Source organism: Bacillus sp. AK124 (genome assembly GCF_053903085.1).
Genome location: NZ_CP096378.1, coordinates 3,692,714 through 3,715,927 on the forward strand (window position 1 = coordinate 3,692,714; position 23,214 = coordinate 3,715,927).

General features: G+C 41.7%; 24 protein-coding genes. 11 read left to right on the top strand and 13 right to left on the bottom strand.

Features of this window, described 5'->3' with window-relative positions; translation table 11 throughout:
- Positions 1 to 20: 20 nt before the first annotated feature.
- Positions 21 to 1,226 (bottom strand): Bcr/CflA family efflux MFS transporter, encoded by a 1,206-nt coding sequence (locus M1E06_RS18535; protein WP_023857816.1) that lies wholly within the window; start codon positions 1,224 to 1,226, stop codon positions 21 to 23.
- A gap of 197 nt (positions 1,227 to 1,423) precedes the next feature.
- Here M1E06_RS18535 and M1E06_RS18540 point away from each other — a divergent pair, with 197 nt between their 5' ends.
- The gene (locus tag M1E06_RS18540) at positions 1,424 to 1,873 is read left to right on the top strand and encodes an NUDIX hydrolase (protein ID WP_048349931.1); all 450 of its coding nucleotides are present in this window, start codon (positions 1,424 to 1,426) and stop codon (positions 1,871 to 1,873) included.
- 23 nt (positions 1,874 to 1,896) lie between these two features.
- Here M1E06_RS18540 and M1E06_RS18545 read toward each other — a convergent pair whose 3' ends face one another.
- The 3 genes from M1E06_RS18545 to M1E06_RS18555 form a co-directional block, all read right to left on the bottom strand.
- The gene (locus M1E06_RS18545) at positions 1,897 to 3,792 is read right to left on the bottom strand and encodes an acyltransferase family protein (protein ID WP_048349930.1); all 1,896 of its coding nucleotides are present in this window, start codon (positions 3,790 to 3,792) and stop codon (positions 1,897 to 1,899) included.
- Between the two features lie 228 nt (positions 3,793 to 4,020).
- Positions 4,021 to 4,881, bottom strand: coding sequence for a DUF3298 and DUF4163 domain-containing protein (locus M1E06_RS18550; RefSeq protein ID WP_020450311.1), 861 nt, complete (start codon positions 4,879 to 4,881; stop codon positions 4,021 to 4,023).
- A complete protein-coding gene (locus M1E06_RS18555; protein WP_020450310.1) occupies positions 4,881 to 5,378 on the bottom strand; it encodes an RNA polymerase sigma factor in 498 nt (165 codons plus the stop codon). Before M1E06_RS18555 ends, M1E06_RS18550 begins: the two co-directional genes overlap by 1 nt.
- 344 nt (positions 5,379 to 5,722) lie before the next feature.
- Here M1E06_RS18555 and M1E06_RS18560 point away from each other — a divergent pair, with 344 nt between their 5' ends.
- Together M1E06_RS18560 and M1E06_RS18565 are read left to right on the top strand one after the other, a co-directional pair.
- Complete coding sequence (locus tag M1E06_RS18560) at positions 5,723 to 5,986, top strand: CD3324 family protein (RefSeq protein WP_020450308.1); 264 nt, start codon at positions 5,723 to 5,725, stop codon at positions 5,984 to 5,986.
- Positions 5,987 to 6,118: 132 nt separating this feature from the next.
- Entirely contained in the window at positions 6,119 to 6,943 is an 825-nt protein-coding gene (locus tag M1E06_RS18565) for an alpha/beta fold hydrolase (RefSeq protein ID WP_020450307.1), read from the top strand.
- A 134-nt stretch (positions 6,944 to 7,077) separates the two neighbouring features.
- Here the strand turns inward: M1E06_RS18565 and M1E06_RS18570 are convergent, their stop codons facing one another.
- Both M1E06_RS18570 and M1E06_RS18575 read right to left on the bottom strand, forming a co-directional pair.
- Positions 7,078 to 7,437 carry a putative zinc-binding protein gene (locus M1E06_RS18570; RefSeq protein ID WP_020450306.1) on the bottom strand — a complete coding sequence of 120 codons (360 nt, stop codon included), beginning with the start codon at positions 7,435 to 7,437 and terminating at the stop codon, positions 7,078 to 7,080.
- Between the two features lie 229 nt (positions 7,438 to 7,666).
- A complete protein-coding gene (locus M1E06_RS18575) occupies positions 7,667 to 8,299 on the bottom strand; it encodes a DUF2306 domain-containing protein (RefSeq protein WP_020450305.1) in 633 nt (210 codons plus the stop codon).
- 601 nt (positions 8,300 to 8,900) lie between these two features.
- Between M1E06_RS18575 and M1E06_RS18580 the strand changes: the two genes are divergently transcribed.
- Positions 8,901 to 10,283, top strand: coding sequence for an amino acid permease (locus M1E06_RS18580; protein WP_020450302.1), 1,383 nt, complete (start codon positions 8,901 to 8,903; stop codon positions 10,281 to 10,283).
- 129 nt (positions 10,284 to 10,412) lie between these two features.
- Positions 10,413 to 11,195 carry a cyclase family protein gene (locus M1E06_RS18585; RefSeq protein ID WP_020450301.1) on the top strand — a complete coding sequence of 261 codons (783 nt, stop codon included), beginning with the start codon at positions 10,413 to 10,415 and terminating at the stop codon, positions 11,193 to 11,195.
- 96 nt (positions 11,196 to 11,291) lie between these two features.
- Here the strand turns inward: M1E06_RS18585 and M1E06_RS18590 are convergent, their stop codons facing one another.
- A complete protein-coding gene (locus M1E06_RS18590; RefSeq protein ID WP_216904325.1) occupies positions 11,292 to 12,518 on the bottom strand; it encodes an MFS transporter in 1,227 nt (408 codons plus the stop codon).
- A 559-nt stretch (positions 12,519 to 13,077) separates the two neighbouring features.
- Between M1E06_RS18590 and M1E06_RS18595 the strand changes: the two genes are divergently transcribed.
- Entirely contained in the window at positions 13,078 to 13,407 is a 330-nt protein-coding gene (locus tag M1E06_RS18595) for a winged helix-turn-helix transcriptional regulator (RefSeq protein ID WP_020450298.1), read from the top strand.
- Positions 13,408 to 13,490: 83 nt separating this feature from the next.
- Positions 13,491 to 14,063 (top strand): RBBP9/YdeN family alpha/beta hydrolase, encoded by a 573-nt coding sequence (locus M1E06_RS18600; protein ID WP_020450297.1) that lies wholly within the window; start codon positions 13,491 to 13,493, stop codon positions 14,061 to 14,063.
- A 365-nt stretch (positions 14,064 to 14,428) separates the two neighbouring features.
- On the opposite strand, the gene M1E06_RS18605 is transcribed toward M1E06_RS18600, so the two are convergent.
- A complete protein-coding gene (locus M1E06_RS18605) occupies positions 14,429 to 15,295 on the bottom strand; it encodes a LysR family transcriptional regulator (RefSeq protein WP_020450296.1) in 867 nt (288 codons plus the stop codon).
- A gap of 110 nt (positions 15,296 to 15,405) precedes the next feature.
- On the opposite strand from M1E06_RS18605, the gene M1E06_RS18610 reads away from it, so the two are divergent.
- Entirely contained in the window at positions 15,406 to 16,518 is a 1,113-nt protein-coding gene (locus M1E06_RS18610; RefSeq protein WP_048349929.1) for a Gfo/Idh/MocA family protein, read from the top strand.
- 121 nt (positions 16,519 to 16,639) lie between these two features.
- On the opposite strand, the gene M1E06_RS18615 is transcribed toward M1E06_RS18610, so the two are convergent.
- Together M1E06_RS18615 and M1E06_RS18620 are read right to left on the bottom strand one after the other, a co-directional pair.
- Complete coding sequence (locus M1E06_RS18615; RefSeq protein WP_025810048.1) at positions 16,640 to 17,512, bottom strand: YitT family protein; 873 nt, start codon at positions 17,510 to 17,512, stop codon at positions 16,640 to 16,642.
- 314 nt (positions 17,513 to 17,826) lie between these two features.
- The gene (locus tag M1E06_RS18620; protein WP_020450289.1) at positions 17,827 to 18,162 is read right to left on the bottom strand and encodes a winged helix-turn-helix transcriptional regulator; all 336 of its coding nucleotides are present in this window, start codon (positions 18,160 to 18,162) and stop codon (positions 17,827 to 17,829) included.
- A gap of 105 nt (positions 18,163 to 18,267) precedes the next feature.
- Between M1E06_RS18620 and M1E06_RS18625 the strand changes: the two genes are divergently transcribed.
- Complete coding sequence (locus tag M1E06_RS18625; protein WP_020450288.1) at positions 18,268 to 19,182, top strand: arginase family protein; 915 nt, start codon at positions 18,268 to 18,270, stop codon at positions 19,180 to 19,182.
- A 268-nt stretch (positions 19,183 to 19,450) separates the two neighbouring features.
- On the opposite strand, the gene M1E06_RS18630 is transcribed toward M1E06_RS18625, so the two are convergent.
- From M1E06_RS18630 to M1E06_RS18640, 3 genes are read right to left on the bottom strand one after another with little or no spacing between them, the layout of a single operon-like run.
- The gene (locus M1E06_RS18630) at positions 19,451 to 20,068 is read right to left on the bottom strand and encodes an FMN-binding negative transcriptional regulator (protein ID WP_020450287.1); all 618 of its coding nucleotides are present in this window, start codon (positions 20,066 to 20,068) and stop codon (positions 19,451 to 19,453) included.
- A 22-nt stretch (positions 20,069 to 20,090) separates the two neighbouring features.
- Positions 20,091 to 20,609 carry a GNAT family N-acetyltransferase gene (locus M1E06_RS18635; protein WP_020450286.1) on the bottom strand — a complete coding sequence of 173 codons (519 nt, stop codon included), beginning with the start codon at positions 20,607 to 20,609 and terminating at the stop codon, positions 20,091 to 20,093.
- A gap of 25 nt (positions 20,610 to 20,634) precedes the next feature.
- Positions 20,635 to 21,087 carry a MarR family winged helix-turn-helix transcriptional regulator gene (locus M1E06_RS18640; protein ID WP_020450285.1) on the bottom strand — a complete coding sequence of 151 codons (453 nt, stop codon included), beginning with the start codon at positions 21,085 to 21,087 and terminating at the stop codon, positions 20,635 to 20,637.
- 109 nt (positions 21,088 to 21,196) lie between these two features.
- Here M1E06_RS18640 and M1E06_RS18645 point away from each other — a divergent pair, with 109 nt between their 5' ends.
- Together M1E06_RS18645 and M1E06_RS18650 are read left to right on the top strand one after the other, a co-directional pair.
- The gene (locus tag M1E06_RS18645) at positions 21,197 to 21,811 is read left to right on the top strand and encodes a YczE/YyaS/YitT family protein (protein ID WP_035337126.1); all 615 of its coding nucleotides are present in this window, start codon (positions 21,197 to 21,199) and stop codon (positions 21,809 to 21,811) included.
- Positions 21,812 to 22,385: 574 nt separating this feature from the next.
- Positions 22,386 to 23,039 (top strand): hypothetical protein, encoded by a 654-nt coding sequence (locus tag M1E06_RS18650; RefSeq protein WP_035337128.1) that lies wholly within the window; start codon positions 22,386 to 22,388, stop codon positions 23,037 to 23,039.
- The last annotated feature ends 175 nt before the right edge of the window (positions 23,040 to 23,214 follow it).

The following is a 23,214-nucleotide window of genomic DNA, read 5'->3' on the forward strand; positions in this document are numbered from 1 at the left end:
AAGTGATTCCGTCCTTATCTTTACCGCTCCCCCTGTCTTTCCCGTGTTAAGGCAAAAAAGGTGAAAGATCCGATCACAGCTGTGATAAACATGATCGCACCCATTGGAACGGCCGTTGTTTCATTCATTCCAACGAGAGGCGAAACGATCGAACCGAGCAGAAGCGGAAGCATGCCGAGCATCGCGCTTGCACTGCCCGCACGGTGTCCCTGGTTTTCCATCGCCAGCGTAAATGTGCTTGTCAACGTCATTCCGATGGTTATCATGTAGATAAAGATGGAAATGACAATCGCTGCAAGCGGTCCTTTCAAAATCGTCATCGTCAGGAGAACGGATGTCGCGATGACAGCGGTAATAACCGCGATCCGCAAGAGCTTCCTCTCATGAATGATTCCCCCGAAACGCCCGATGATAAAGCTTCCCGAAATAATGGCGAGGCCGTTAATGCCGAACAGCACGCTGAACACTTGAGGAGAAACCCCATAGATGTCCTGATATACAAAAGGGGTTCCGGACACGTATGCAAAGCTGCCTCCGTGAATGAAACCGACAGTCAGCGCATAGCCGATGAAAGACCGGTCCTTCAACAAGCTCCCCATCGTTTTGAGAGACGAACCGATTGAGCTTGGAATCCGTTTGTCAGGCGGCAATGTTTCAGTCAATTTCATTGAGATAACGAGCACTAGGAACAATCCGATCAATGATAGAGTATAAAAAATCGTATGCCAAGTAGCGAACGGCAAAAGCAGGATGGCTCCCCCCGTCATCGGTGCGACCATTGGCGCAACCGCGGTGATCACCATTAAAAGCGAGAAAAATTTAGAAAGCTCTCTGCCTGTAAACACGTCCCGTACAATGGCGCGCGACAGCACAATTCCCGCCGAAGCGGTAAAACCCTGTAAAAAACGACCAATGACCAGCATAATAATGTTCGGGGAAAGCGCGCAAAACAAAGAAGACAACGCAAATAAAAAGATGGATATTAATAAGGGCTTCCGTCTTCCTTGTGCATCACTGACCGGCCCAATAACGAGCTGACCAAACGTAAGCCCGATCAAACACGCTGTTAAGCTTAGCTGTACGAGCGAGGCTCCAGCTGATAAATCATCGGCAATTTCGGGAAAGCTTGGCAAATACATATCGATATTCAGCGGGCCCAGTATCGCAAGCATGCCGAGCAGAAAAGCCAATGCAAGGCGTTCCTTTCCTGTTGGATTATGGAGCATAGTATCAAACCTTTCTTTCAAGCTAGTAAAATATATTGTTTCATCATGAAATAAACTAGAGGATCGCAAAACATTTGTATATTGTAACATATTTTTTTGGCTGTGAAAGAGGATTGCTCATGACCGGTTAAGATCGGAGATCGAATCGGTCAGATGATTTATAATTGAAGTGAAACACAGGAAGGAGTTATCTTAACTTGAATGCAGTAAACACTGTAGGTTGCTTTACAATTGTGGAAAATAGCAAAGGAAAAATACTTCTGGTTAAAAGAAAAGATTATCCTGTCTGGGACTTGCCAGGAGGCAGAATGGAAAAGCACGAGCAGCCGGAAACATGCGCCATGAGGGAAATGGAAGAAGAAACAGGCTACCGTGTTTCTATTATGTGCAAAATAGGAGAGTACGATCAACCGCAATATCATGACATACAGTACATCTATTCAGGAAAATTACTAGGTGGGGAACCCATTAAACAAGGGCCGGAAACAGCAAAAATCGGATGGTTTCGCAAAGATAGATTACCTTTGTTAATGGTTCCCCATAGAAGAAAACAAATAAAAAATTTTACAAAACATCATAACAAACTAGTAAAAGAAACTTTAAAAACACCTTATTTGATTAGATTTATCACGAAATTCAAGAAATAACAGCCTCTTTTTATGTTTAAGCATTATTTCATCGCTTTGACGATAAGCGATGCCAAAGCTTCGGTCCCTTTCGGCATCAGGTGTACGCCGTCAGCGGTGAAATATTCGGGATGTTTCAGGGCTTCAGTATGCCAATCGACCAATGTCACGTTTTGACGGCTGTCCGCTTGCTTCCGAAGCGATTCATTCACCTTGCTCTCCCACTGACGGGGGACGCGCGTGTTCACGAGATAGACATCAGCGTTTGAGAACGCATCAAGCAAAGCGTCCATCTGACTGTCCGTAAAATAGCCGTTTGTTCCCAGTTCAATCACGACGGCTTTGTCCGAATGATTAAAGGAAGCGTAGGTTGATGTCAATTGAAGCGCTTCCCTCACTTGCCTTCCAACCTGACCGTCGATTGTGATTCCCGGAATTTTCTTACGCAGGCTGGAAGCAATGTCAAGCATGACCGAATCCCCGACAGCCAATACCTCTTTCTCGATATGATCAGGCTCTTTTTCCGCAGACTGCTCATCTTTTGTATTTGACGATTCATCCCCGCCGGCTTTCTGCCGGCTTTTAGTTTCATCATCTTTCCCGCTTTCAGCTTGTGCTTTCTTATCATCCTTCCGTTCTTCACTTTTGTCAGCCGGCTGATCCGCTGAGGCGCTTGTTTCCTCATAAGATTTGGAATAGGCCTGTTGCGGCTGTTTCTTTTCGTCGGCCAATCCCGACAGGCCTCCTGCAAAAATGAGGAGTGCGGCAAACATCAGTCCGATTGATATTTTGCTGGGAACGGAAGCGGTTTTCCATTCCGTGATCTTATCCAGAAAAACCCGGCTTACAAACGGTTTAAAACCGTCTTGTCGGATTGGCTTCTCGATAAAGCGATACGAAAGTTCCGCCAGAATAAACGTAACAGCGACCTTAATCGCAACATGCCAGAACACCGGATTTCCAATCTCTTGAACAGGTGTGCTCAGCACGATGACGGGATAGTGCCAAAGATAAATGCCGTACGACCTTTTCCCGATCCAGCGCAGCGGCTTCACGGAAAGGACAAAGCCCAAGAAGCTGCTCGGATGACTGACGCATGCAATCAAAATCGCTGCGATTATGCTGATCAGAAGCATTCCGCCATGATAGAGAAACGGGCTGAATTCATCGACAAAATAAATGCTCATCATAAGCAGCGCGAAAGCGGCAAGCTCAGTTCCGTGCAACACGTGCTTCAGGCTGCTTGGGAGCCTGTTCCCAGATAGTCTTTTCATCGGCCACACAAGGGCTAATGCGCATCCGATCAACAGCTCGAAGGCGCGCGTATCAGTCCCGTAATATACGCGGCTCGGATCGCCGCCAGGGATGTACAGGATGCTCATCCATACGGCTGAACAAAGCGCACACAGCACAACCGCCGCAGCCAGCCTCTCCCGCTTTTTAAATATGTAGATGCCCAACAGCAAAATGATCGGCCAGATGAAATAAAACTGTTCTTCAATCGCCAGTGACCACAAGTTTTTTAAAGGAGACGGCGATCCGAAACTATCAAAATATGAGAGGTCGTGAAAGATAAACCACCAATTGCTGACATATAAAAGAGAGGAGATCGCATCTCCCCGTACGGTATGCATCAGCTCTCTGTTAAACAAAGCGACCCATATGACGGTTGCGAAAATCATGAGCGTCGCCGCTGGAAGCAGCCGCCGTATCCGGCGCACCCAAAAATCTCTGAATGTGAGGGAAATGTCATTTCCATACGCCGGCAGGATAATCGATGTAATCAAATATCCTGATAAAACAAAAAAGATATCAACGCCAATAAAGCCTCCGTCGGCCCAGCTCATGTTGAGGTGGTAAGCGATAACCGCCAAAACGGCAAAAGCCCGAAGCCCGTCTAACCCCGGTATGTAACGGTGTTGTTGTGTCTGATCTCGCATGGTATTCCTCCAATGATATGTACGTACGGTTCTTCTTTATGTTTCGCGCCTTTTACGGCTCCGATATTATAGACGAAGTCAGGACCGTTTTTTGTTTCAAAAAATCGTCATTTTTATCTACCCTGAATGATGCCGTCTCTCTAGTATAAAAGTTTCAAGCTGAATATGGTGTTACAAAGTTGTAAAAAGTAAAAAATCCATGATTTCAGCGAATCATGGATTTTTTGACTAGCGGATGTAGCGGTCGCCGATCAGCAGGCTCGAAATCGCCTTAGTCGGAATTTCAAACTCTACCGCGCCCATATATCCGGGTGCGACTTCATAATCGTCAAATGAAATCACCAGTTTATGATTCTCTGTAATATAAAAATTTTGGTCGGCCTTGATTCGTTTGAATGGCTCGACTTCCTCGTCATTGATCCAATATATTTTATCAGGATCATCTTTCATTTGCTGTTTCATTTGTTCTTTAATGTTTTCGCTGATGGCCGTAATATACCGGTCGTCTTTAAACAAACTCTTCAAGGTAAGCAGAATTTCATTCTTTTTGTCAATGGTGATATAGCGCCGTTCGGTATAGCTGGACGCTTCCGTTCTTTCGACGCTTCGCCGAATCGAAATCAAATCCTTCGTATCCGTGACTGTCTCATAATCGCTGTAGATGCTGAGATGCCCTTTTTTATTCCGGGACGTCTCCTTCATGAATTCCCGGTAAAGCTGACGGCTTTCCTTTACATATTTCTCGTTAATGCCATTTTCAAGCTCCCGGTTATTCAAGCCGGACAGAGCCGGTGTTTTCACGTCAATACTCGATTCTCCATCTTTCTGTTTGATCTCGGTGAATGTGATGGCCTTAACGACCTTGCCGATGACGGGTAAACGCGACATGGCCTGGGCTGCTCCGGGATTGATATTCACGACGGCAGCCAATAGTACAGCCGCCGCGACAAGCGTTGATGCAGGCCATACCACCAGCCTTCTCTTCTTCTTCGGTTTATGCTGAAGCGCAGTTTCGACAACCTGATCCAGTTCCTTCGGAATGGGGACGTTTTGATATGCTTTTCTCAGCTGTTCCAATTTCTTTTCCATTAAGAAAGATCCTCCTTCGTCAATTGGATGCGCATAAGCTTCAATCCTCTGTAAAGGCGCGTTTTGACCGTATTCAAATTTTCGCCTGTGATTTCCGCAATCTCTTCCAGTTTGAGATCCTCAAAAAATCGCAGAACAATAATGGTGTGGTAGGGATGCGGCAACTCGTCAAGCGCCTCATGAAGGTCTGTATCCCGGTAGATATCTTCCTTGCCCTTGCTTAAAAATTCGATCGTTTGATCATCCATAACCTTTAGTTTTTTCCGTTTGCGCAAAAAATCGATTGCCGTCCGCACCAAAATTTTGTAAAACCAGCTTTTAATCGTATCCGGATTGCGAACAGAATCGACGGAATCGAGCGCTTTTTTGATTGATTCCTGGACAATATCTAAGGCGTCTTCTTGATTTTTCACATAGCTGTACGCCAGCCGGTAAAAGTCTTCTTTCCGGTCTGTTATGCAAGCGACAAGAGACGCTCTGGCTGCTTGTTTCTTCATTGCAATAAAGAACTCCTTTTTTGAATATACGTATATACGGCTGTTACATTAGGATAGACGCGGGAGCGTGAAAAATAGTTTGCGGACTGGTCATTCTTTTTAAAAATATTTTATCATCAAGTGCCGCCAATCTCGATTTCATTTATAATGAATAGCAAATTCGAAGGAGGTGATCACATGGCAAGCATCAGAATGCCGGATCATGCAGCGTCTCATGCAAAGCCTGTTATCGGAAAAGGCGATACTTTGCATGGGGTGGACAAATAAAATCGCCTGAAGTAAGCTTTTCTGGTAATTGGCTTTGCCCCTTATTTTACAATCAAAGGAATAAGGAGCTGGCAAACATGGCATACGTAAAGGCTGCCGCTGTTCTACCTGAAAAGCTGCTATCGGAAATTCAAAAGTATGTTCAAGGGGAAACGATCTACATTCCCAAGACTGAATCCGCCCACAAAAAATGGGGTGCACGTTCAGGAGCAAGAAAGCTGATCGATGATCGCAACACCGCGATAAAAAGGGCCTTTAAAAATGGCGAAACGATTGAGCACTTAGCAGCGGAACATCATCTTTCCATCGAAACGATTAAAAAAATCGTTTACACAAAATAAACTGGAGCACGGATCCTTGTGATCGGTGCTTTTTAATATGGCGAGTTTGTTTATTAGCTGATTTCTGCATTTTCTATGCTTTCTCCGTCATGTAATGTAAAAGTGATCATGCAACGAGAGGAGAATATTGTCATGAAACACGGTGTATTGGAAGTACCCGGAGCAAAGCTCTACTACGAAGTGCGCGGCTCTGGGCCTATCTTGCTTATGATTCACGGGGGCAACGGCGATGCAGAATCATACCCGATTACAGACCGCCTATCCGACCGTTACACGGTTATCACATACGACCGCCGCGGGCATTCCCGCAGCAGGCTGGAAGATCCGAATGAAAATTACCAGGTTTCCGCACACAGCGATGATGCGAGCCGGCTGCTGGCCGCTCTGACGGATGAACCGGCCCATGTATTCGGCTGCAGCTCCGGCGCGGTCATCGGCCTTGATCTTGCCATCCGCCATCCTGCACAAATCCGCATGTTGGTCGCACACGAGCCTCCGATTCCGCAATTGTTGGCCGGCAGTGACCGCACCAAAGGGTTCGAGAGCTTGGAGAACCTTGAAAAACAATACAAACGAAGCGGATTACAGGCTTTAGAAGCATTCGCGAAAGCGATGGGCATTACGTCCACAGCTCAGCCGGACCGTCCAAAAACCCGGACGGAGCAGCTCATGGCCAACATTGACTATTTTATCCTGTCCGAGGTGCCGGGTTTAAGAGAATATTCACTCGACATCGGCAGGCTTAAAGCTTCACCGGTTACAGTCGTTCCTGCCGGCGGCATTGATTCGCAAGGCTGTCTCCCGTACAGGTATGCAAAAGCATTGGCTGATCATTTGAAAACGAAAGTAGTCGATTTTCCAGGCAATCATGTGGGATGCGTTTTATACCCAGAGGATTTTGCCGAAAAGCTGGACATGGTTTTTAGAAGATGTAACAACAAAAATACCAAGGGATGAAACCCTCGGTATTTTAAATCAATCCGCCGTTCGCAGAAAGCGTATGGCCTGTAATCGACATTCGATTTTTCAATTCAAATGCATCCGTTCACTGATGCTCTAAACAGCACCCTAAATAAACATTCCCAAAAGGCTTAGCATTTTAAGAGCTGCAAAATTTGTTCATACGCATTCATATAAAGGACAGGGTCGGGATCTGCTCCTTTTTTCTTCGGCACGTTAAAATCCGATAATACAAAATGATGCTTCGGCTGAACATCATGCTTAGCTAAACAACTCTTGACACAGCATAAAGGACAGCCGTCAATCGCAATGATATCCCGCCCGGATTTTGCTGTTTTGACAAGCGGTTTCACATCGCCGCCGACTCCGGCAATGCACGACATTTCGGCCGTTTTCTCCCGATCCATTTTAATGGCAATCATATTGGCCGTTTGCGCGGCCGAGGAACATCCGGAGCACGAATACACTAGAGGCAGATCAGTTCTTTTCATCGGTTGACACATCCCCTGTTTTTCTTTATTTTCGCCGGCAAAAAACTATCATTTACTTTACAGGAGGTGCGTGATGAAAACTGTGAGCCAGATCACTTTTTCTATTACTCTATGAGCTGAATCAAACAGCCCAAGCAAAAGCAAAACTGCTTCACACTCCTTTCCCGTATTCAATGAGAATACTCGCCTCCTTGAGCTATATGGAATCCTCAGGAAAAAGAGCAGGGGCTTAAAAGCCCCTGTGATTTGTATAAAAAATTTGCGCCGGCTTTTTAAAGGCGAACCGAATGATCCATTCGGCCAACGCGATGCAAAGCACAATCGCTCCGAAAACGCCTATCGTGTAGCTGATGTCATATATCAGGCCGAGTCCTTTATGGCACACGAAAGTGATCAAGTGAATGAACATATTGGTAAAACAGAATAGATAGCTGCGAATCATCCAATTCCGGTGCTTGATAAACTGATTTCGCCGAGCTTTGATGACGGAAATAACCGTGGCGGCAGGCCAATACATATTCACCATGTTAAAGGCTATGCTGACGGCCTTCCCTCCGGTAGAATGCGGTGCCATATAGCCTGACGACAGCGTCACAATCAGCACGCAAACGACGTAGAGCCAGCCGTTAAAACGGTGAATCTTGCGGCTTTTGGTCAACAAGGCGCTGGAGAAGTTGACAGCGCCCGAAGCCATCGCCAAACAAGCGGCAACAACGTGAACATACATCACCTTCAGCCAGACCGGGAGATGAAAGGAGTCCCTCAGGTGGGATTTATGGCTGAGAAAAGATGTTGATTGCGGATCAAGAATTAAATTTTCAAACAAGGTATACAGAACATACACCGCGATTACGATCAGCATTGCCGAAAAAACCGATTGACTGCGTTGAGATTTCCTTTTGTTCAGCTTTCGTTCCTCCTAATACATCATGCTCTCTGAAATACCTATATTGTATCACGAAAGCGGACGTGCGCAGCAGCTTGGCATATCAAGCCCTCAATGACAAAACCTTCCCCATTAAAAACAGGCCAAGTACGATTTGTTGCTTGGCTCGGGCCTCCCGTTTTTCTGGAAAGCCGGAATAATTCTGTCATCTTTTGCGGCATACTTTTGAATGATGTCTCTGCTGAAATCGCGAGTCGATGACAATGGCTTCAACAATTTCAAGGAGTTGCCTCAGCACGCTGTCCAAACAGACGGATATGTATTTTGCAGCGGGTATGACAATACTTACGGACGGATTCATTCCCGCTTCTTATTCCGAACCAAATATGATTAATGAACAACGACCATTCTATAAAGATCTGGTTACAAAAAGAAGGATCAGTCTACTTCCACGCAAACCACCTCTTTACAAACGCATCAGGCGAATCTTATCTGTTACTTCAAATTTTAATGTTATTATAGATTTTAAAACATGCGGGGATCGGGCCTAAAAAATAAAAATGGAGGCATACATAAAGTGACAGAAGATGTAACTGACAACGATATACACGAACAAAAATTATCGAGAGGCCTGAAAAACAGGCATATTCAGCTCATCGCCATCGGCGGAGCGATCGGAACGGGGCTGTTTCTTGGTTCGGGGAAATCAATCCATTTTGCAGGACCGTCGATTTTATTTGCTTATCTGATTACGGGAATCATTTGTTTTTTCATTATGCGTTCTCTTGGAGAACTGCTTTTATCCAATTTGGAATACCATTCGTTTGTCGACTTTGTCAGGGACTACTTAGGCGACATGGCGGCATTTATAACGGGTTGGACATACTGGTTTTGCTGGATTTCGCTCGCGATGGCCGATTTAACCGCGGTCGGGCTTTATACCCAATACTGGCTGCCTGATGTACCGCAATGGCTGCCCGGATTGATCGCCCTGCTCATTTTGCTGATCATGAACCTGGCGACCGTCAAGCTTTTTGGAGAATTGGAGTTCTGGTTCGCATTAATCAAAGTCATTGCGATATTGGCGCTGATCGTGATCGGCCTTTTCATGATCTTCAAAGGATTTTCCACCCATTCGGGCGCTGCCGCCTTTCACAACCTTTGGAACCACGGCGGCATGTTTCCAAATGGACTGCACGGTTTTCTCCTTTCATTCCAGATGGTTGTCTTTGCGTTTGTTGGCATCGAACTTGTGGGACTGACAGCGGGGGAAACGAAAGATCCGGAAAAGGTCATTCCTAAAGCGATCAACAATATCCCCGTCCGTGTTTTGCTGTTTTATATCGGTGCTCTCCTTGTGATCATGAGCATCTATCCGTGGAATGTCATCAACCCAAATGAGAGTCCGTTCGTCCAAGTCTTTGCAGCGGTCGGCATCATTGCGGCTGCAAGCATCATCAATTTTGTGGTGCTGACATCGGCGGCTTCGGCAAGCAACAGCGCAGTCTTCAGCACGAGCCGGATGATATACTCGCTTGCGAAAGAACATAATGCGCCCGGCGCTATGACCAAACTGACCTCCCGCAAAGTGCCGAGCAATGCGTTGTTTTTCTCAGCGGTCGTGATTCTGATTGGCATCATGCTGAACTATATCATGCCTGAACAAGTGTTTACGCTGATTACAAGCATCTCGACGATATGCTTCATCTTTATTTGGGGAATCACCGTCATTTGCCATTTGAAATACCGCAAAACAAGACCGGATTTAACGAAAACAAACAAATTCAAGATGCCGCTTTACCCGTTTTCAAATTATGTGGTTCTCGGTTTTCTTACGTTTATCCTCATCGTCCTTGCACTGGCGCAGGACACCCGCGTTGCCTTATTTGTCACGCCGGTTTGGTTTATCATGCTAATCGCGATTTACAAGCTGAGGAAACCTAAGTCACAGCAAGTGTAGAAAAATGCGAATCGCCTGCAGAATGTTCTGCAGGCTTTTTGTATGGCTCATCATGTAAAATAAAAAAGATAACAGCTTGATCGCCTACAATTTCAATGGTCAGCCGCTCAGACAGAAAGGGGAAAACAGATGAAAATCAATCAAATTGTAGATTTGTCGGTATCGTTAAGAGGTGATATACCGTCTGATCCGCCGGGGTTTGTCCCTGAAATCGAATATGCGGATCATAAGCAAGGAGCTAAACAGATGGTCCAGAGCTTTCCCGGCCTTTCCTCGCAAGATCTTCCCGGGGGAGAAGGCTGGTCGCTGGAAAAAGTGAAGATGTCCACGCATGCCGGAACGCATATCGACGCTCCATATCATTACCGTTCTGTTACAGACGACGGCAAGCGGATGATGACGATTGATGAAGTGCCGCTTGACTGGTTTCATGGCCCTGGGGTTAAGCTTGATTTCAGACATTTGAAAGACGGGCATATCATTACCCCTGAAGAAATCGAACAGGAGCTTCACCGCATCAATCATAAACTTGCGCCCGGCGACATTGTTCTTGTGAATACGTCGGCTGGCGCCAAATACGGACAAAACGATTACCTGCACAGCGGCTGCGGGATGGGGCGTGAAGCAACTCTATTTTTAACGGAACGCGGCGTGCGCCTTGTCGGAACTGACGCCTGGAGCTGGGACGCTCCATTCAGCATGACCGCCAAGCGCTTTGAGCAGGAAAAAGACCCATCCATTATTTGGGAAGGTCATTATTCAGGCAGCACCATTCCTTACTGCCAAATTGAAAAGCTCGCCAACCTTGATCAATTGCCTTCCACTGGATTTTACGTCATGGCTTTTCCGGTAAAAGTTGAAAAAGCGTCTGCCGGCTGGGCGCGCCCGGTTGCGATTCTTAGCGGTGAATGAAGCCTTGAGATCATCACGGGAGGCTCCTATGGCATAAAAAAGCATCGTATTTAAACAGCAATGCTTTTTTATGCCTCCTCTACGGGGGAAGCTACTCTATAAAGATACCCGCTTTTCTTTATCTTTGTTATAAGTTCTGTTAAATAAATAAGTTGTTGTTAAAAGAGCAGCAATTACAATGATGAATAAAACGAAGTATCCGTAAACAGTTTGACCCGCCGGCACTACTGTAATCGTTAAGATGCCTATTAAAGCAACTTGTCCCAACAGCTTTACCGCATTAAACAACGAATTGACACGTCCCATATATGCATTATCGACATGATGGAACATATAACTTTTCCTAAATACTCTGATCGCAGCATTTGAATGCCCCCAAAAGAGGCTTGCAACTATAAATGTCACAGCATTCGGAACGAGGAAGATCACAATGGTTGCTAGAGCAAATACTGTCATAAACAATATAACACCTTGCATATCGGGCCATTTCTTTGATATTTGATATGTGACAAAACCGGCGCCCATAGCTCCAATGGCGTAAACAATATTGGCAATGCCGATAACTGACGGACCTTCGTTTAAATAGTCGTAAATGAAAACCGGATCCAAGTAGTTTGCGACAATAATCACGATGCTTGGTATAAAAGAAGTCAATAAAAGAGCAAACAAAACTTTTCGATGAGATAAATATTGGAGTGAGGAGCTAAAGTTTTGCCAGTAAGATTCATTTTTCATTGTATTGGAATGCTCTTCTGCTTCAGCATTTCGTTGATAGGGAAGTTTGTAGATGAGGATGGAAGCTGCTATAAATGTAGCGATGTTTATGACCAAAATGACTGTCGCATCCATCTTGCCGATCATCATGGCAGCCAGCCCCGAACTAATCATCAGCGCCGCCAGCCCCTGAACTTCAAGACTGCTGTTCACCTTACTATAGTCCTCTTTTTTGAACATTTCCTGAGTTAAAGCGGCTAAAGCAGGATACTTTATCGAATCGTAAGCCGTATGATAAAAAATCAGTATCACAACAAGAGTGATGTCCAACACGGCGGAAATATTGAATAGAACAGAAAAAACGCCTAAGACCACTATTCCTATTATTTCTAAATAGAGAAATATCGCTTTTCGAGAATATCGATCCACCAAACTCCCTAAATAAGGTGAAGCAAAAAACACTAAAATCATCGTTGTCATCGTCAATAACCCATATAAAACGGATTGTTTCAATTGATCAATCAGCAGCCAGACAATTAAATAGGAAGTGATACCGGTACCTATGGTGGAAATCAAATTAGCGGCTAGCAATAGTTTCAACTTTCGCAATTATAAATCACCCATTTTTGATTTCCAAATACACAGAAGAAAATAGACAAAAAAATAGATTTGTGGGTTCAAAATGGAAAAGGCTGTTTTCTTTCATTTCATCACGCTCCATATTTAAAACTCGTTATTTATAAAAGTGACATCCTCCTGCTTTTATATTGGTTCTCCATTCAGTCACAACACTTGCGTAAACAAACAATGAAATGAATACAAGAAACACGCGGCTCCAGCCATCACATTGAAGGTTCCCGATTTTTCATTGTTTGATTTCAACATCATGAAGAACAAACCGGAAAAGAAAAATCCGATAAACCAGCCGATTGGAATCTGGACAAAAGCTAAAATAAAACCAATAATCCCTATCGTTTGAAAAACTTGAGGTGCAAATTCGCGCAAAAGTATTCCCGCCCTTTTTCAGAAGAAATCCGCTCCCTTTTTTTGTATCATATCACATCTCCTTAACAAAATAAGGAAAACAAGTGAATCTTTTGCTATTCATGTTGAAGCCAGGCTCAATATTGATTTTTGTTATGATCTTAAAAAAGGAGGTTTGATTACCATGAATACCTTATGCCGCAGCAAACAAGCTCCATTTGAATACACCTTATCTCTTATAGGTGGTAAATGGAAAATGAGAATCCTCTATGAGCTGGCGTGTGAAAAAACGATGAGATACGGGGAGCTCAAACGGGCTATGCCGTTAATCACCCATAAAATGTTAAGTTCCCAGCTGAAGGAGTTGCAAACTGACGGTCTGATTCACCGGGTGGAGATTTCTCAAAATCCCCTCAGAGTGGAGTATTCGTTATCAGACAGAGGACTGTCTTTATACCCTCTCATAGATGAAATGTGCAGATGGGGACAAAGAGAAGATTTGCCTTATGAGTAAAAAATACTTACTAAAAAGTGCGTACTTGTTTCCCGACGGGAGGGATTTTATACTGAATAAAAATTATTTGTAAGGAGAACAGGATGACAAAACAAATTTATATCATTCATGGCTACAGAGCCTCCTCAACCAACCACTGGTTTCCTTGGCTGAAAAAACGTCTGCTTGCAGACGGAATACACGCAGAAATTTTAGACATGCCTAATCCTCACCAGCCAAGGCTTAAAGATTGGCTTGATACGCTCTCTTTAAATAAGCACACATTAAATAAACATACTTATCTGGTTGCACACAGCCTGGGGTGCGCCGCCGTTTTGAGGTTTTTGGAACAAACGCAATTGCGTCAACCACTTGGCGGAATCTTGCTCGTTTCCGGCTTTGCCAAGTCACTGCCCGATTTAAAGATGTTAGATGAATTTACCGAGGAATCGTTTGATTTTCAAAACATCATTGAGTCAGCTAAGCATCGTGCTGTCATTGCCTCTAGAGACGATCAAATTGTGCCATTTGCATGGAGCAAAGATCTGGCGCAACAAATTGACGCTAAGCTTTACGAAGTTCAACACGGGGGGCACTTTTTAGAAACTGACGGATTTACTTCTTTGCCGATTGTTTATGATGTTTTAAACTCCTATTTCTCAAAAGAAACTTGCTAAAAACAATAAAGGATATTCGGATTTTAGGGCGGCAAAGGGCTTAGAAGCCGCCCTTTTCCAATTTCTTAATAAGTGTGGAAAAAATCGATGCCAAAGTTCCCTGTTTTGAAGTGGTCTGTTACGTCATGCCAATTGAAAATGTGTATAATATAGCTTTGTTGAAGGCACTTGAATGAAAGCGCGGCTTATGTTTCTTGTGAAGGCTTAGCACTTAAAGCTTCAAAATGAGTCATCTCTAATTTAGATCAGGGATATTACCTAACCAAGTTCCAAAAGAAATGAATCCCGTTCATTGATATATCTTTCACGCATAAGGGTACACCTTTTTGTATTGGTTTTAAGAGAGCATAACTTTTTTATCAACCTTACATTCCTTCAATGATGTCGCTCAGGGAGTTATTTAATTCAATAAACTGTTTCTCTATAGGTGTAAATTTATGATTTAGTCGTGTAATGAAATATAAATCGACGTATCTATAAGGTGATGGAACTTCTAAATAATGATGGATATTGTAGCGATCTGCTATGCGCTTTGATACTAAGGAAATTCCCATACCCATCAATGCAAATTGCACTAAGGATTCTGGATCGCCCACTTCAATGATTTCCCCCTGTTGGATGTTCGAATCTTCAAAAATATTACATAATAATGTTAGATACAAGCACTTATCTGATAATACAAGTACGTTTTTTCCGTTTATATAATCATCAAATCTCGTATATTGATCTATACCTTGGCCTATGATCACCAATTCTTCATATCCCACTTTTTGATAACTTATCTTTTTATTGTTTAGCGATCCAATCGTATAAGCAACATCGATTTTTCCAAGAAGAACTTGATTTTCAATATATTCTGTTGAACCTGTTTTTAATGTTACCGATAAATCAGGATATGTATGATAAAGCTTATTTAAAGCACTTGAGAATTGAGTTCCACCGACAGATATCATCGTGCCAATACGGAGTTTTTCATCGTGTTTTTTCATGATGTTTTCGGTTTCTTCCCAAACGAACAAGATTTTCTTGTATTGATGATATAATTTTTCTCCCTCTTTCGTTAGTTTGACTCCTTTTGAATTTCTGATAAACAGTTGTTGATGATAATGAGTTTCGATTTTTTTTATTTTCGCAGTCATATTGGATTGAAGGTGATTCAATTTAATTGCAGCAGCAGATATGCTTTTTAATTCCGCCACTGAAACAAAAGCTTTCATGTTTTCAATATCCATTCATATTTCAACCCCCATCAAAAAAAGTGATATAACCATCATAACTTAACATTTAAAATGATCTCTAATTTTAATTATACTCGGTTTAAAGAGTTTTGGAGGGATAGCTAATGAAGAACAACGTGATAAAAGCAGGGATTATAGGCGGATCTTTGAATAATCAATGGGCTAGTCAAACACATATTCCGGTATTGAAGGAAAATCCTTTTTATGAAATAACGGCGATTGGAACATCAAAAATGGAAACCGCAAAAAAAAGCGCTATGATGCTTAAGGCTGCCTCTGCTTTTACAGATTATAAGGAATTAGCACAATCAAAAGATGTTGATTTGGTAGTCGTCAGTATAAAGGTTCCTTTCCATTATGAAGCTTCGCTTGCAGCCATAGAAGAAAATAAACATATATATTGTGAATGGCCTTTAGGCATAGATACTGTGCAGGCTGAAAAACTGGCAAAATTGGCAGATGACGCAAACATTCATCATGCGATTGGATTACAAGGAAGGCAATCTCCAGAAGTCAATTATTTAAAGCGGGCAATCAAACAGGGGGAGATCGGCAAGGTCATCTCCTGCACGATGCAGGTAGCAACACAAGGAAAGGGAGGAATAACAGATGAAAAAAGCAGTTACCTTTTAAAAAGAGAAAATGGGGCGAACCTTCTTACAATCAACGGTGGTCACTCGCTTGATGTTCTTTGTTATATCCTGGGTGATTTTAAAGAATTATCAGCTGCAATGAACAGTCATTATACAGAAGCCGTTATACAAGAAACAGGGATGAAAATACCGAAAAACACAGCTGACCAAATTTTAATCCAGGGGACGCTCGTTAATGGCGCTTCAGCCTCTGTCCATATTCAGGGCGGAGTTTATCCAGCTTTTCAATTAGAGATTAGAGGGGAAAAAGGTGTTTTGCGTTTAACACAGCATAATTCCTCAGGACACGTACAATTTGGCAATCTCAAAGTCAAAAAGATTACACATCCTCATAATTTGTTAAATGCTGAAGATGTTTATTCTGAAGAAGTAAAAATTTCCCCAGTAAAGGATCATGGTGCAAGAGGCTATGTTGAAACTGCTTATACTATTTTAGCGGAAGATATATTTGAACATAAAAATCAAATCCCAAACTTTCATGACGCTGTCAAACTGCACCGGTTGTTAGACGCCATTCGGAAGTCGGCAAAGACCGGTAAAAAAGTACTCTTAAAAAATGAGTAGGAACCTTATAACTTTGCCCTGGCACATGCCTGTCCAGCATTAGCAAATTGTTCGGAAACCGACATGATATAAAAAAACATACCAACAAGCTTTGGTATGTTTTTTCTTAGGAAATCCCTGATTAATGAATATTAGGTTTTCTAAAATTACTGCCTTTGACTTCAGCTACGTCATATACAGTGACAAAAGCATTTTTATCAACTTCATTAATGATTTCCTTTAATTTGGTGTCTTCTAAGCGATTGATGACACATGTAATTTCTTTAAACTTTTCGTGGGAAAAACCACCGTAAGCTTCTTTATATGTAGCACTTCGGCCCAATTGATCGCGAATTGTCTCCACCATCAACTCAGGTTCTGTTGTAATAATTTGAAAGGTTTTAGAACCGCTTAATCCTTCCTCGACAACATGAATGACTTTGGACGCAATATAGTAGGCGATGACTGATAGCAATGCCCCTTGCAAGCCAAATACAGCGGAAACAAAAATAAACACAAAAAGGTTAAAGAATAGAATGAGATCGCTCGTTCCAAATGGCAATTTGCGCGATAACAGCACAGCAAGCATATCAATTCCGTCCAATGCTCCGCCATTACGCAGCGCCAGCCCCATTCCAAAACCAAGGATGATCCCTCCGACAACAGTGACTAACAAAGTGTCCCCTTCGATTATAGCCGGAGTGTGGTGCATAAAACTTGTACCTGCTGCAAGTGATGCGATTCCGATAATCGATAATAACGCAAAGCTTTTCCCGATTTGCTTATATCCCAGCCAGACAAACGGGATGTTTAAAGCTGCGATAAGTATACCAAGCGGCAAGTCAAATAGTTGTGAACCAACAATGCTGAGTCCTGTCACTCCGCCATCAGATACATTGTTAGGAATCAGCACTGTTTCCAATCCATAGGCCGCTATGATTCCTCCGATCATGACCATTATAACTTTGAAAATCATTTTCGCTTTAAATTTCTTATGTTTTTCGATTTTATTCATGCCATTCCTCATTTCAAATTTTACGTTATATTTAAATATACCATAACAGTTTTTCTAGGTTCAAAAGTTCAATCACGTTTTTTAAGCGGCTGCTGCAAATACCGATCATTACATTGGATTAAGGTAACCCTTTTAGACTTGGAACATTCATGTGCCAGTGGTTGGAGCTATTTTGCAAGCACCCCGTTTCGCAACTGGTGAATAACAAATAAAGGCCCTAATGTTTATGGACATTCCCGGCCAGGCAAAAGGATTGTCGGCAATAGAACGAAGCATTTGATTCTTCTCTCTCCAAGATGAATGAATCCTTAACTTTATTGGTTTTTCACCCCCCATTCACATAACCCCTCTAAAACCGGCAATAGTGATTCCGCTTTACCAGTGAGACTGTACTCGACCTTTGGGGGAACTTGAGGGTATTCTTTCCGCTTCACCAGACCATCCGCTTCCAATTCTTTAAGTTGTGAACTCAATGTTTTATAAGTAATAGCCCCTATTTGTCTTTTCAGCTCATTAAAGCGAACCGGTTGATTTTCCGCGAGGAGATAAATAATAACCATTTTCCATTTGCCGCCGATCACGGACAATGTGTAGCCAAAAGGTGTATCTTGAATATTTTTAACTTTGCCTTTATATTCAGCCATACTCATATTAACACTTCCCTTTCGGATAGTACCTATCAATAAAGTGCGTACTGTTTTTTTGTTTGCGTTCATTTTATACTAACCGTAATTTGAAGTAAAGGAGACGATAACATGGCTAAAAAAACGATACGTCTGTTGATGCCGCAATGGCAAGGGGGAAACAATCCCAACTACTCTTTTGGAGCGGAACTGCTTGCTTGGCTGGCTCCTGAAAATGATCAGCCCATTATTCATGTTCCGGTTCAAACTTATGATGGAACTCCGCTTGAAAACGAAAACGGAATAAACGGGAGAAAACAACTGCTGGAACAATTGGAGGCTGCTCAGCATATCATTCATGCCCATAAGCCGGATCGCATTGTCATGTTTGGCGGTGACTGCTTAGTCGAACAAGCACCATTTGCTTATTTAAACGAACGATACGGCGGGGACTTAGGTTTAATTTGGATTGATGCTCACAGCGATTTAGTTAGATATGCCGGATATGATAACGGTCATACATTACCGCTCGGAAATCTTTTGGGAGAAGGAGATGAAGAGTTCGCAAAACATGTGAACATTCCCCTTAAACCTGAAAATGTCTTTATCGCGGGATTAGCAGCTCCCACAGAAGAAGAAACAAAAGTGATATCAAAAGAACTTCAAAGACAAGGTATAGCTTTCACAGAACCAGACACTGATGTGATTAAAAGACTTGGGATTAGAACAGCCGGAACTAAAAAGTTAATGACCAGTACCGAATCTATAAAAGAATGGATAAAAGAAAGCAACATCAAGTATCTGGCCATACACCTTGATTTAGACGTGCTTGATCCGAAGGCATTTCGTTCTTTATTATTCGCCAATCCTGAAGCACCTGTAACTTTTTCTCCTGAGGGAACAATGCAAATGCCGCACCTGCTTCATCTTCTGAAAGAACTCTCTTCCGAAACGGATGTAGTTGGATTAGGTATAACCGAACATTTGCCGTGGGACTCTATTCATTTGAAGAAGTTGCTTAGTGAAATCCCTATTTTAAATCAATAATTTCATAAAACGGGACAACAACAAAATAATGGAGTCGAAACCCTCCATAAATAAATACCAAGGGGTCATAACCCTTGGTATTCCTATGATGCGGCCGAGAGACTTGAACTTTCGCGGGCTACGACCCCATTAAGTCTTCGACAAAGATGATTCGGCCTAACCATTCGGCCTGCCTTTTCATTTCCCGCTCGATCTTTAAGATGCTGCATAAATGACGGCTCTGATTCCGACCTTTAACTCCTGCATGGGGTTGAAGGTGGATTTATATTTAATTTTCCAGCCTCATTTTCATCACTGCCGCCAATTGCTCCGCATGGGGATCTCCTTCATTTTGCAATTGATCAATGATGTTCATGTAGTCTGTATCATTTCGGTTTTGACTTAATTTATATGCAGCCTGAATGTCTTCCACCTTAATCTTAAACCCGACAATCGCTTTCAGTTGTCTTTTTAAAAGTTGAGGAGAAAGGTTATCCCATAAAATTGGATTTTCTCGGTGTTTTTCGTATTTTCCCATCATAATTGTTAATTCTTCTATTAATTCATCTCTCTCTAGAATGCTTGCTTGACCGTATATATGGACGGCTTGATAATTCCATGTTGGAACATCCTCATGCCCATACCAGGAAGAAGAAATGTATGCGTGCGGCCCCTGAAACATAACAAGCACATCTTGACAGGTTTCAAAAGTTCTCCACTGCGGATTTCCAAAAGAGACATGGCCGGTGATATAGTAATCATCACCTTTTTTATTGAATCCCAAAGGCAAATGCGTAGCGATTGGCTTCTCTTGTTCTGTCGTAACAATCGTGCCAAAAGAGTTTTTTTGGACAAAATCCAAAATTTCATCAACATTTTCGACTTTAAAATATTTTGGAATATACATCGTCATCCTCCTTTCAAAAAAGTTATAGGAGTGTTTTGGTCATGATCAAGTCCGTTTGTTCTTCATATCCCATATAAAAAGAGTGAGCACCGGTTTGAACAAACCCCATTTTCTTATAAAAAACAATTGCGTTTTCGTTTTTTTCCCATACGCCCAGCCAGATTTTCTTTTTATTCAGTTCCTTCGCAATTTCCATAGCTTTATTGAACAGATATTTGCCAAGCCCATGTTTTTGAAACTCGTTCTTGATATAAATTCTCTCAATTTCAAGTGATTCATCACCCATTTTTTCAGTTTGGGCCTCATCAGTATTGACCTTTAAATATCCAGCAATTTCATTGTTACAATAGACAAAAAAGAATTGCGAAGCTTTGTTGGATAGTTCTTTTTCTAATTGTGTTAAGTGAAACGCCTTTTCCAAATAGGCCTTCATATTTTCCGGCGAGTTCTGATGCTTAAATGTCTCATTAAAAGTTTCACAACCAATTTCTTGAAGCTTTTGTAAGTCTTCAAGGGTGCATCTTTTTATATTTACTGTCATTTCAATCTGCCGCTCCTTTATGCCGTCAATAATTTCTCTTGTTCCCCTTTTTCACGAACTCCCAGTCTTTTTCTACATTTTTTCTTACTCTTTGAAGAAGATTGAAGATGGTCTCCGCTTCCCCCTCGGAAAACCCCTCTAATGCCACACGATTCGAATGATCATTTTCTCTTTTTATAAAAGGAAATACCTCATTCCCCTTTTCCGTCGGAAAGAGTTTTTTTATTTTTTTGTTATATTCATCATCTCTCCTTTCAATAAAGCCTTTCATTTCAAGTTTTTTTATAGCGCGGGCTGCGGTGGTCCGGTCCACTTTAATCATTTCAGCTAACTTCTCCTGAATGATTCCCGGGTTTTCGCATATTCGGACAAGGTACAAATATTGCCCTTTTGTCATGTCATGTTCTTTAAATTCGATATTGCTTATAGAATCCAAAGCCCGGGCAATCATCCCAATTTCACGAAGAATATCCTTCATCATAAACTCCTTTCGAACATGTTTTTGTTGCAAATACAACATAAATGGCGTACATTAAATATACCGAAATTTTGTTGTATTTGCAATAAAAATAAAGAGGGCGAGTTAAGTGAAATATGTTTTTTATGTATTAGGAATTTTAATCTTAACCCTTGGGATTGCTTTTACGATTCAATCAGATCTTGGCGCTTCGCCTTTTGACGCACTTTTGGTGGGACTGTCCATACATGTGGGGCTTACTGTGGGAAGTTGGGAAGTCATCATTGCTTTGCTATTCATAGGCTGCAATTCTTTTTTAAAAAGCCAAAGACCGGAAGTTTCAGGGATGCTAACGGCGTTTATAACGGGGATCGGCATTGATATGTGGCTTTTTTTCCTGCACTTTTTTATCACACCAGAACAATGGTGGAGCAAAGTGATTTGTTTTGGAATCGGCTTGGTTGTTACAGGTTTAGGAACCGCGACATACTTATACACAAATTTTGCTCCGATGCCAATTGACCGATTCACATTCATCATAAAAGAATTAACGAGAACCAACATATTTGTTTCGAGAACCATCATTTACCTCGTCTTCTTGACAGCGGCCGTCATCTTAAAAGGACCGATTGGCATCGGAACTTTATTAACCGTTTGTTTAGGAGGGCTTGTTCTTCATTTTTTTATGCCGTTTGCTGGAAAAGTATTGGGGCGCTTAATAACACATTCCGGTTCGCCACTATAAAGTTAAAAGCGTTCACTTCTTAACTACTGGCATTCCTTCTAATCTTTAATAATATTCAAATTAGGGAGTTATTTTAAATGAGGAATAAAATTTTGTAGGGAATAGTCTCTTTCACACTACTGACTGCTATATTAACTATCCCGATTGATCACATTCATTATGTCACTGTAAGATTAATATTAAAAAAAGCAGGAATATGCCTGCTTTAGCCTCCCAATATCATAGTTTTCTTTGACACCTCACCTTTATCTGAAAATGGATTATTTTTATTTTAAAATCAGAAAATTTTTCAATTTATTTACTATATAAATGATATCAAATTATAAAGAAACTATTTTATAAATAAATGTGATTAGACTGGCTACTCCAAGTACAGCAAAAAAAATCATAACCTTATTTTTATTCTCTTTACGGTACGTAAAAGATTTTATTAAGCATATTATACATAACAACAACAACAATAGAGGACTCAACAAATTTTCCAATGGCATAATTAGTATTAATTCTCCTTTTTATAGAAATTTATGATATGCTTGCATTGTATAATATTTCTAAATGAATGGAGGATCTTATTTTGAAAGTTTTAGCAAAATCTCTACTTGTAGCTTCATCATTAACTCTAGCATTTCCTATATCTTTTGCCAATGCAAAGGAGCAAATTCAGGAAGAAATGCACACCAAAGGAACATTTATTATTGATACTGTTGCTACACGCACAGCAACAGTAACTGATGAAACAGGAGAAACTTATACAGCTGTTTATAACAAAACGACTGGAGATATTAAAATTACCTCAAAAAATTCTGAAGGATTACAAGGCTCAAAAGTAATAACTCAATCTATTGTTCAAAATAATTATCAAACTTCAACCAGCGGTTCATTTAGTATTACAAAGATTCCCGAGGGAAGCGGTGTAGGCGTCGGTAAAGGGGGATGGAAATATAGCCATACCCAATACGGGAGTACTAAAATAGCTCAAATTTATACAGGAGCTGTAGCAGCTGTTTTGGCTTCTATTACCGGAACTGCTATAGCTGCTGGCAGTGGCTTAGTTTCCTATTTTGCTGGTGTTTCACCTACTATGGCTTACTACACAAAAATTATATATATGAAAAAAGTTAAAGGTATATGGTATGAAAAGGACTATGTACAGTGGTACAAAGATAGTAATCGAAAGAAAAAAATCGGCAAAGAATACATTGTCTATAAAGATTATGTAACAGATTGAATTAAAGCAGGCATATTGCCTGCTTTAAGATTTTCCTTTCATTTTTATTTCTGGCGTTTTGTATAAAATTTCAAACGACCTGCCTGCACTAAAAGCTATTACTATAAAGAACACCCCTTCGTCAAAGAAATTTCAAGTCAAAAAATTTAAATGTTCAACGAGTACCGCTTTAAAC

What these genes read in the sequence shown, in the direction of transcription:
- M1E06_RS18565 (WP_020450307.1), top strand. Translation starts at nt 6,119, where the DNA reads ATGAAACACGGTGTATTGGAAGTACCCGGAGCAAAGCTCTACTACGAA.
- M1E06_RS18600 (WP_020450297.1), top strand. Translation starts at nt 13,491, where the DNA reads ATGACAAAACAAATTTATATCATTCATGGCTACAGAGCCTCCTCAACC.
- M1E06_RS18560 (WP_020450308.1), top strand. Translation starts at nt 5,723, where the DNA reads ATGGCATACGTAAAGGCTGCCGCTGTTCTACCTGAAAAGCTGCTATCG.
- M1E06_RS18555 (WP_020450310.1), bottom strand. Translation starts at nt 5,378, where the DNA reads ATGAAGAAACAAGCAGCCAGAGCGTCTCTTGTCGCTTGCATAACAGAC.
- M1E06_RS18545 (WP_048349930.1), bottom strand. Translation starts at nt 3,792, where the DNA reads ATGCGAGATCAGACACAACAACACCGTTACATACCGGGGTTAGACGGG.
- M1E06_RS18625 (WP_020450288.1), top strand. Translation starts at nt 18,268, where the DNA reads ATGGCTAAAAAAACGATACGTCTGTTGATGCCGCAATGGCAAGGGGGA.
- M1E06_RS18550 (WP_020450311.1), bottom strand. Translation starts at nt 4,881, where the DNA reads ATGGAAAAGAAATTGGAACAGCTGAGAAAAGCATATCAAAACGTCCCC.
- M1E06_RS18635 (WP_020450286.1), bottom strand. Translation starts at nt 20,609, where the DNA reads ATGACAGTAAATATAAAAAGATGCACCCTTGAAGACTTACAAAAGCTT.
- M1E06_RS18615 (WP_025810048.1), bottom strand. Translation starts at nt 17,512, where the DNA reads ATGAATAAAATCGAAAAACATAAGAAATTTAAAGCGAAAATGATTTTC.
- M1E06_RS18535 (WP_023857816.1), bottom strand. Translation starts at nt 1,226, where the DNA reads ATGCTCCATAATCCAACAGGAAAGGAACGCCTTGCATTGGCTTTTCTG.
- M1E06_RS18570 (WP_020450306.1), bottom strand. Translation starts at nt 7,437, where the DNA reads ATGAAAAGAACTGATCTGCCTCTAGTGTATTCGTGCTCCGGATGTTCC.
- M1E06_RS18630 (WP_020450287.1), bottom strand. Translation starts at nt 20,068, where the DNA reads ATGTATATTCCAAAATATTTTAAAGTCGAAAATGTTGATGAAATTTTG.
- M1E06_RS18640 (WP_020450285.1), bottom strand. Translation starts at nt 21,087, where the DNA reads ATGAAGGATATTCTTCGTGAAATTGGGATGATTGCCCGGGCTTTGGAT.
- M1E06_RS18610 (WP_048349929.1), top strand. Translation starts at nt 15,406, where the DNA reads ATGAAGAACAACGTGATAAAAGCAGGGATTATAGGCGGATCTTTGAAT.
- M1E06_RS18620 (WP_020450289.1), bottom strand. Translation starts at nt 18,162, where the DNA reads ATGAGTATGGCTGAATATAAAGGCAAAGTTAAAAATATTCAAGATACA.
- M1E06_RS18605 (WP_020450296.1), bottom strand. Translation starts at nt 15,295, where the DNA reads ATGGATATTGAAAACATGAAAGCTTTTGTTTCAGTGGCGGAATTAAAA.
- M1E06_RS18575 (WP_020450305.1), bottom strand. Translation starts at nt 8,299, where the DNA reads ATGCTGATCGTAATCGCGGTGTATGTTCTGTATACCTTGTTTGAAAAT.
- M1E06_RS18585 (WP_020450301.1), top strand. Translation starts at nt 10,413, where the DNA reads ATGAAAATCAATCAAATTGTAGATTTGTCGGTATCGTTAAGAGGTGAT.
- M1E06_RS18595 (WP_020450298.1), top strand. Translation starts at nt 13,078, where the DNA reads ATGAATACCTTATGCCGCAGCAAACAAGCTCCATTTGAATACACCTTA.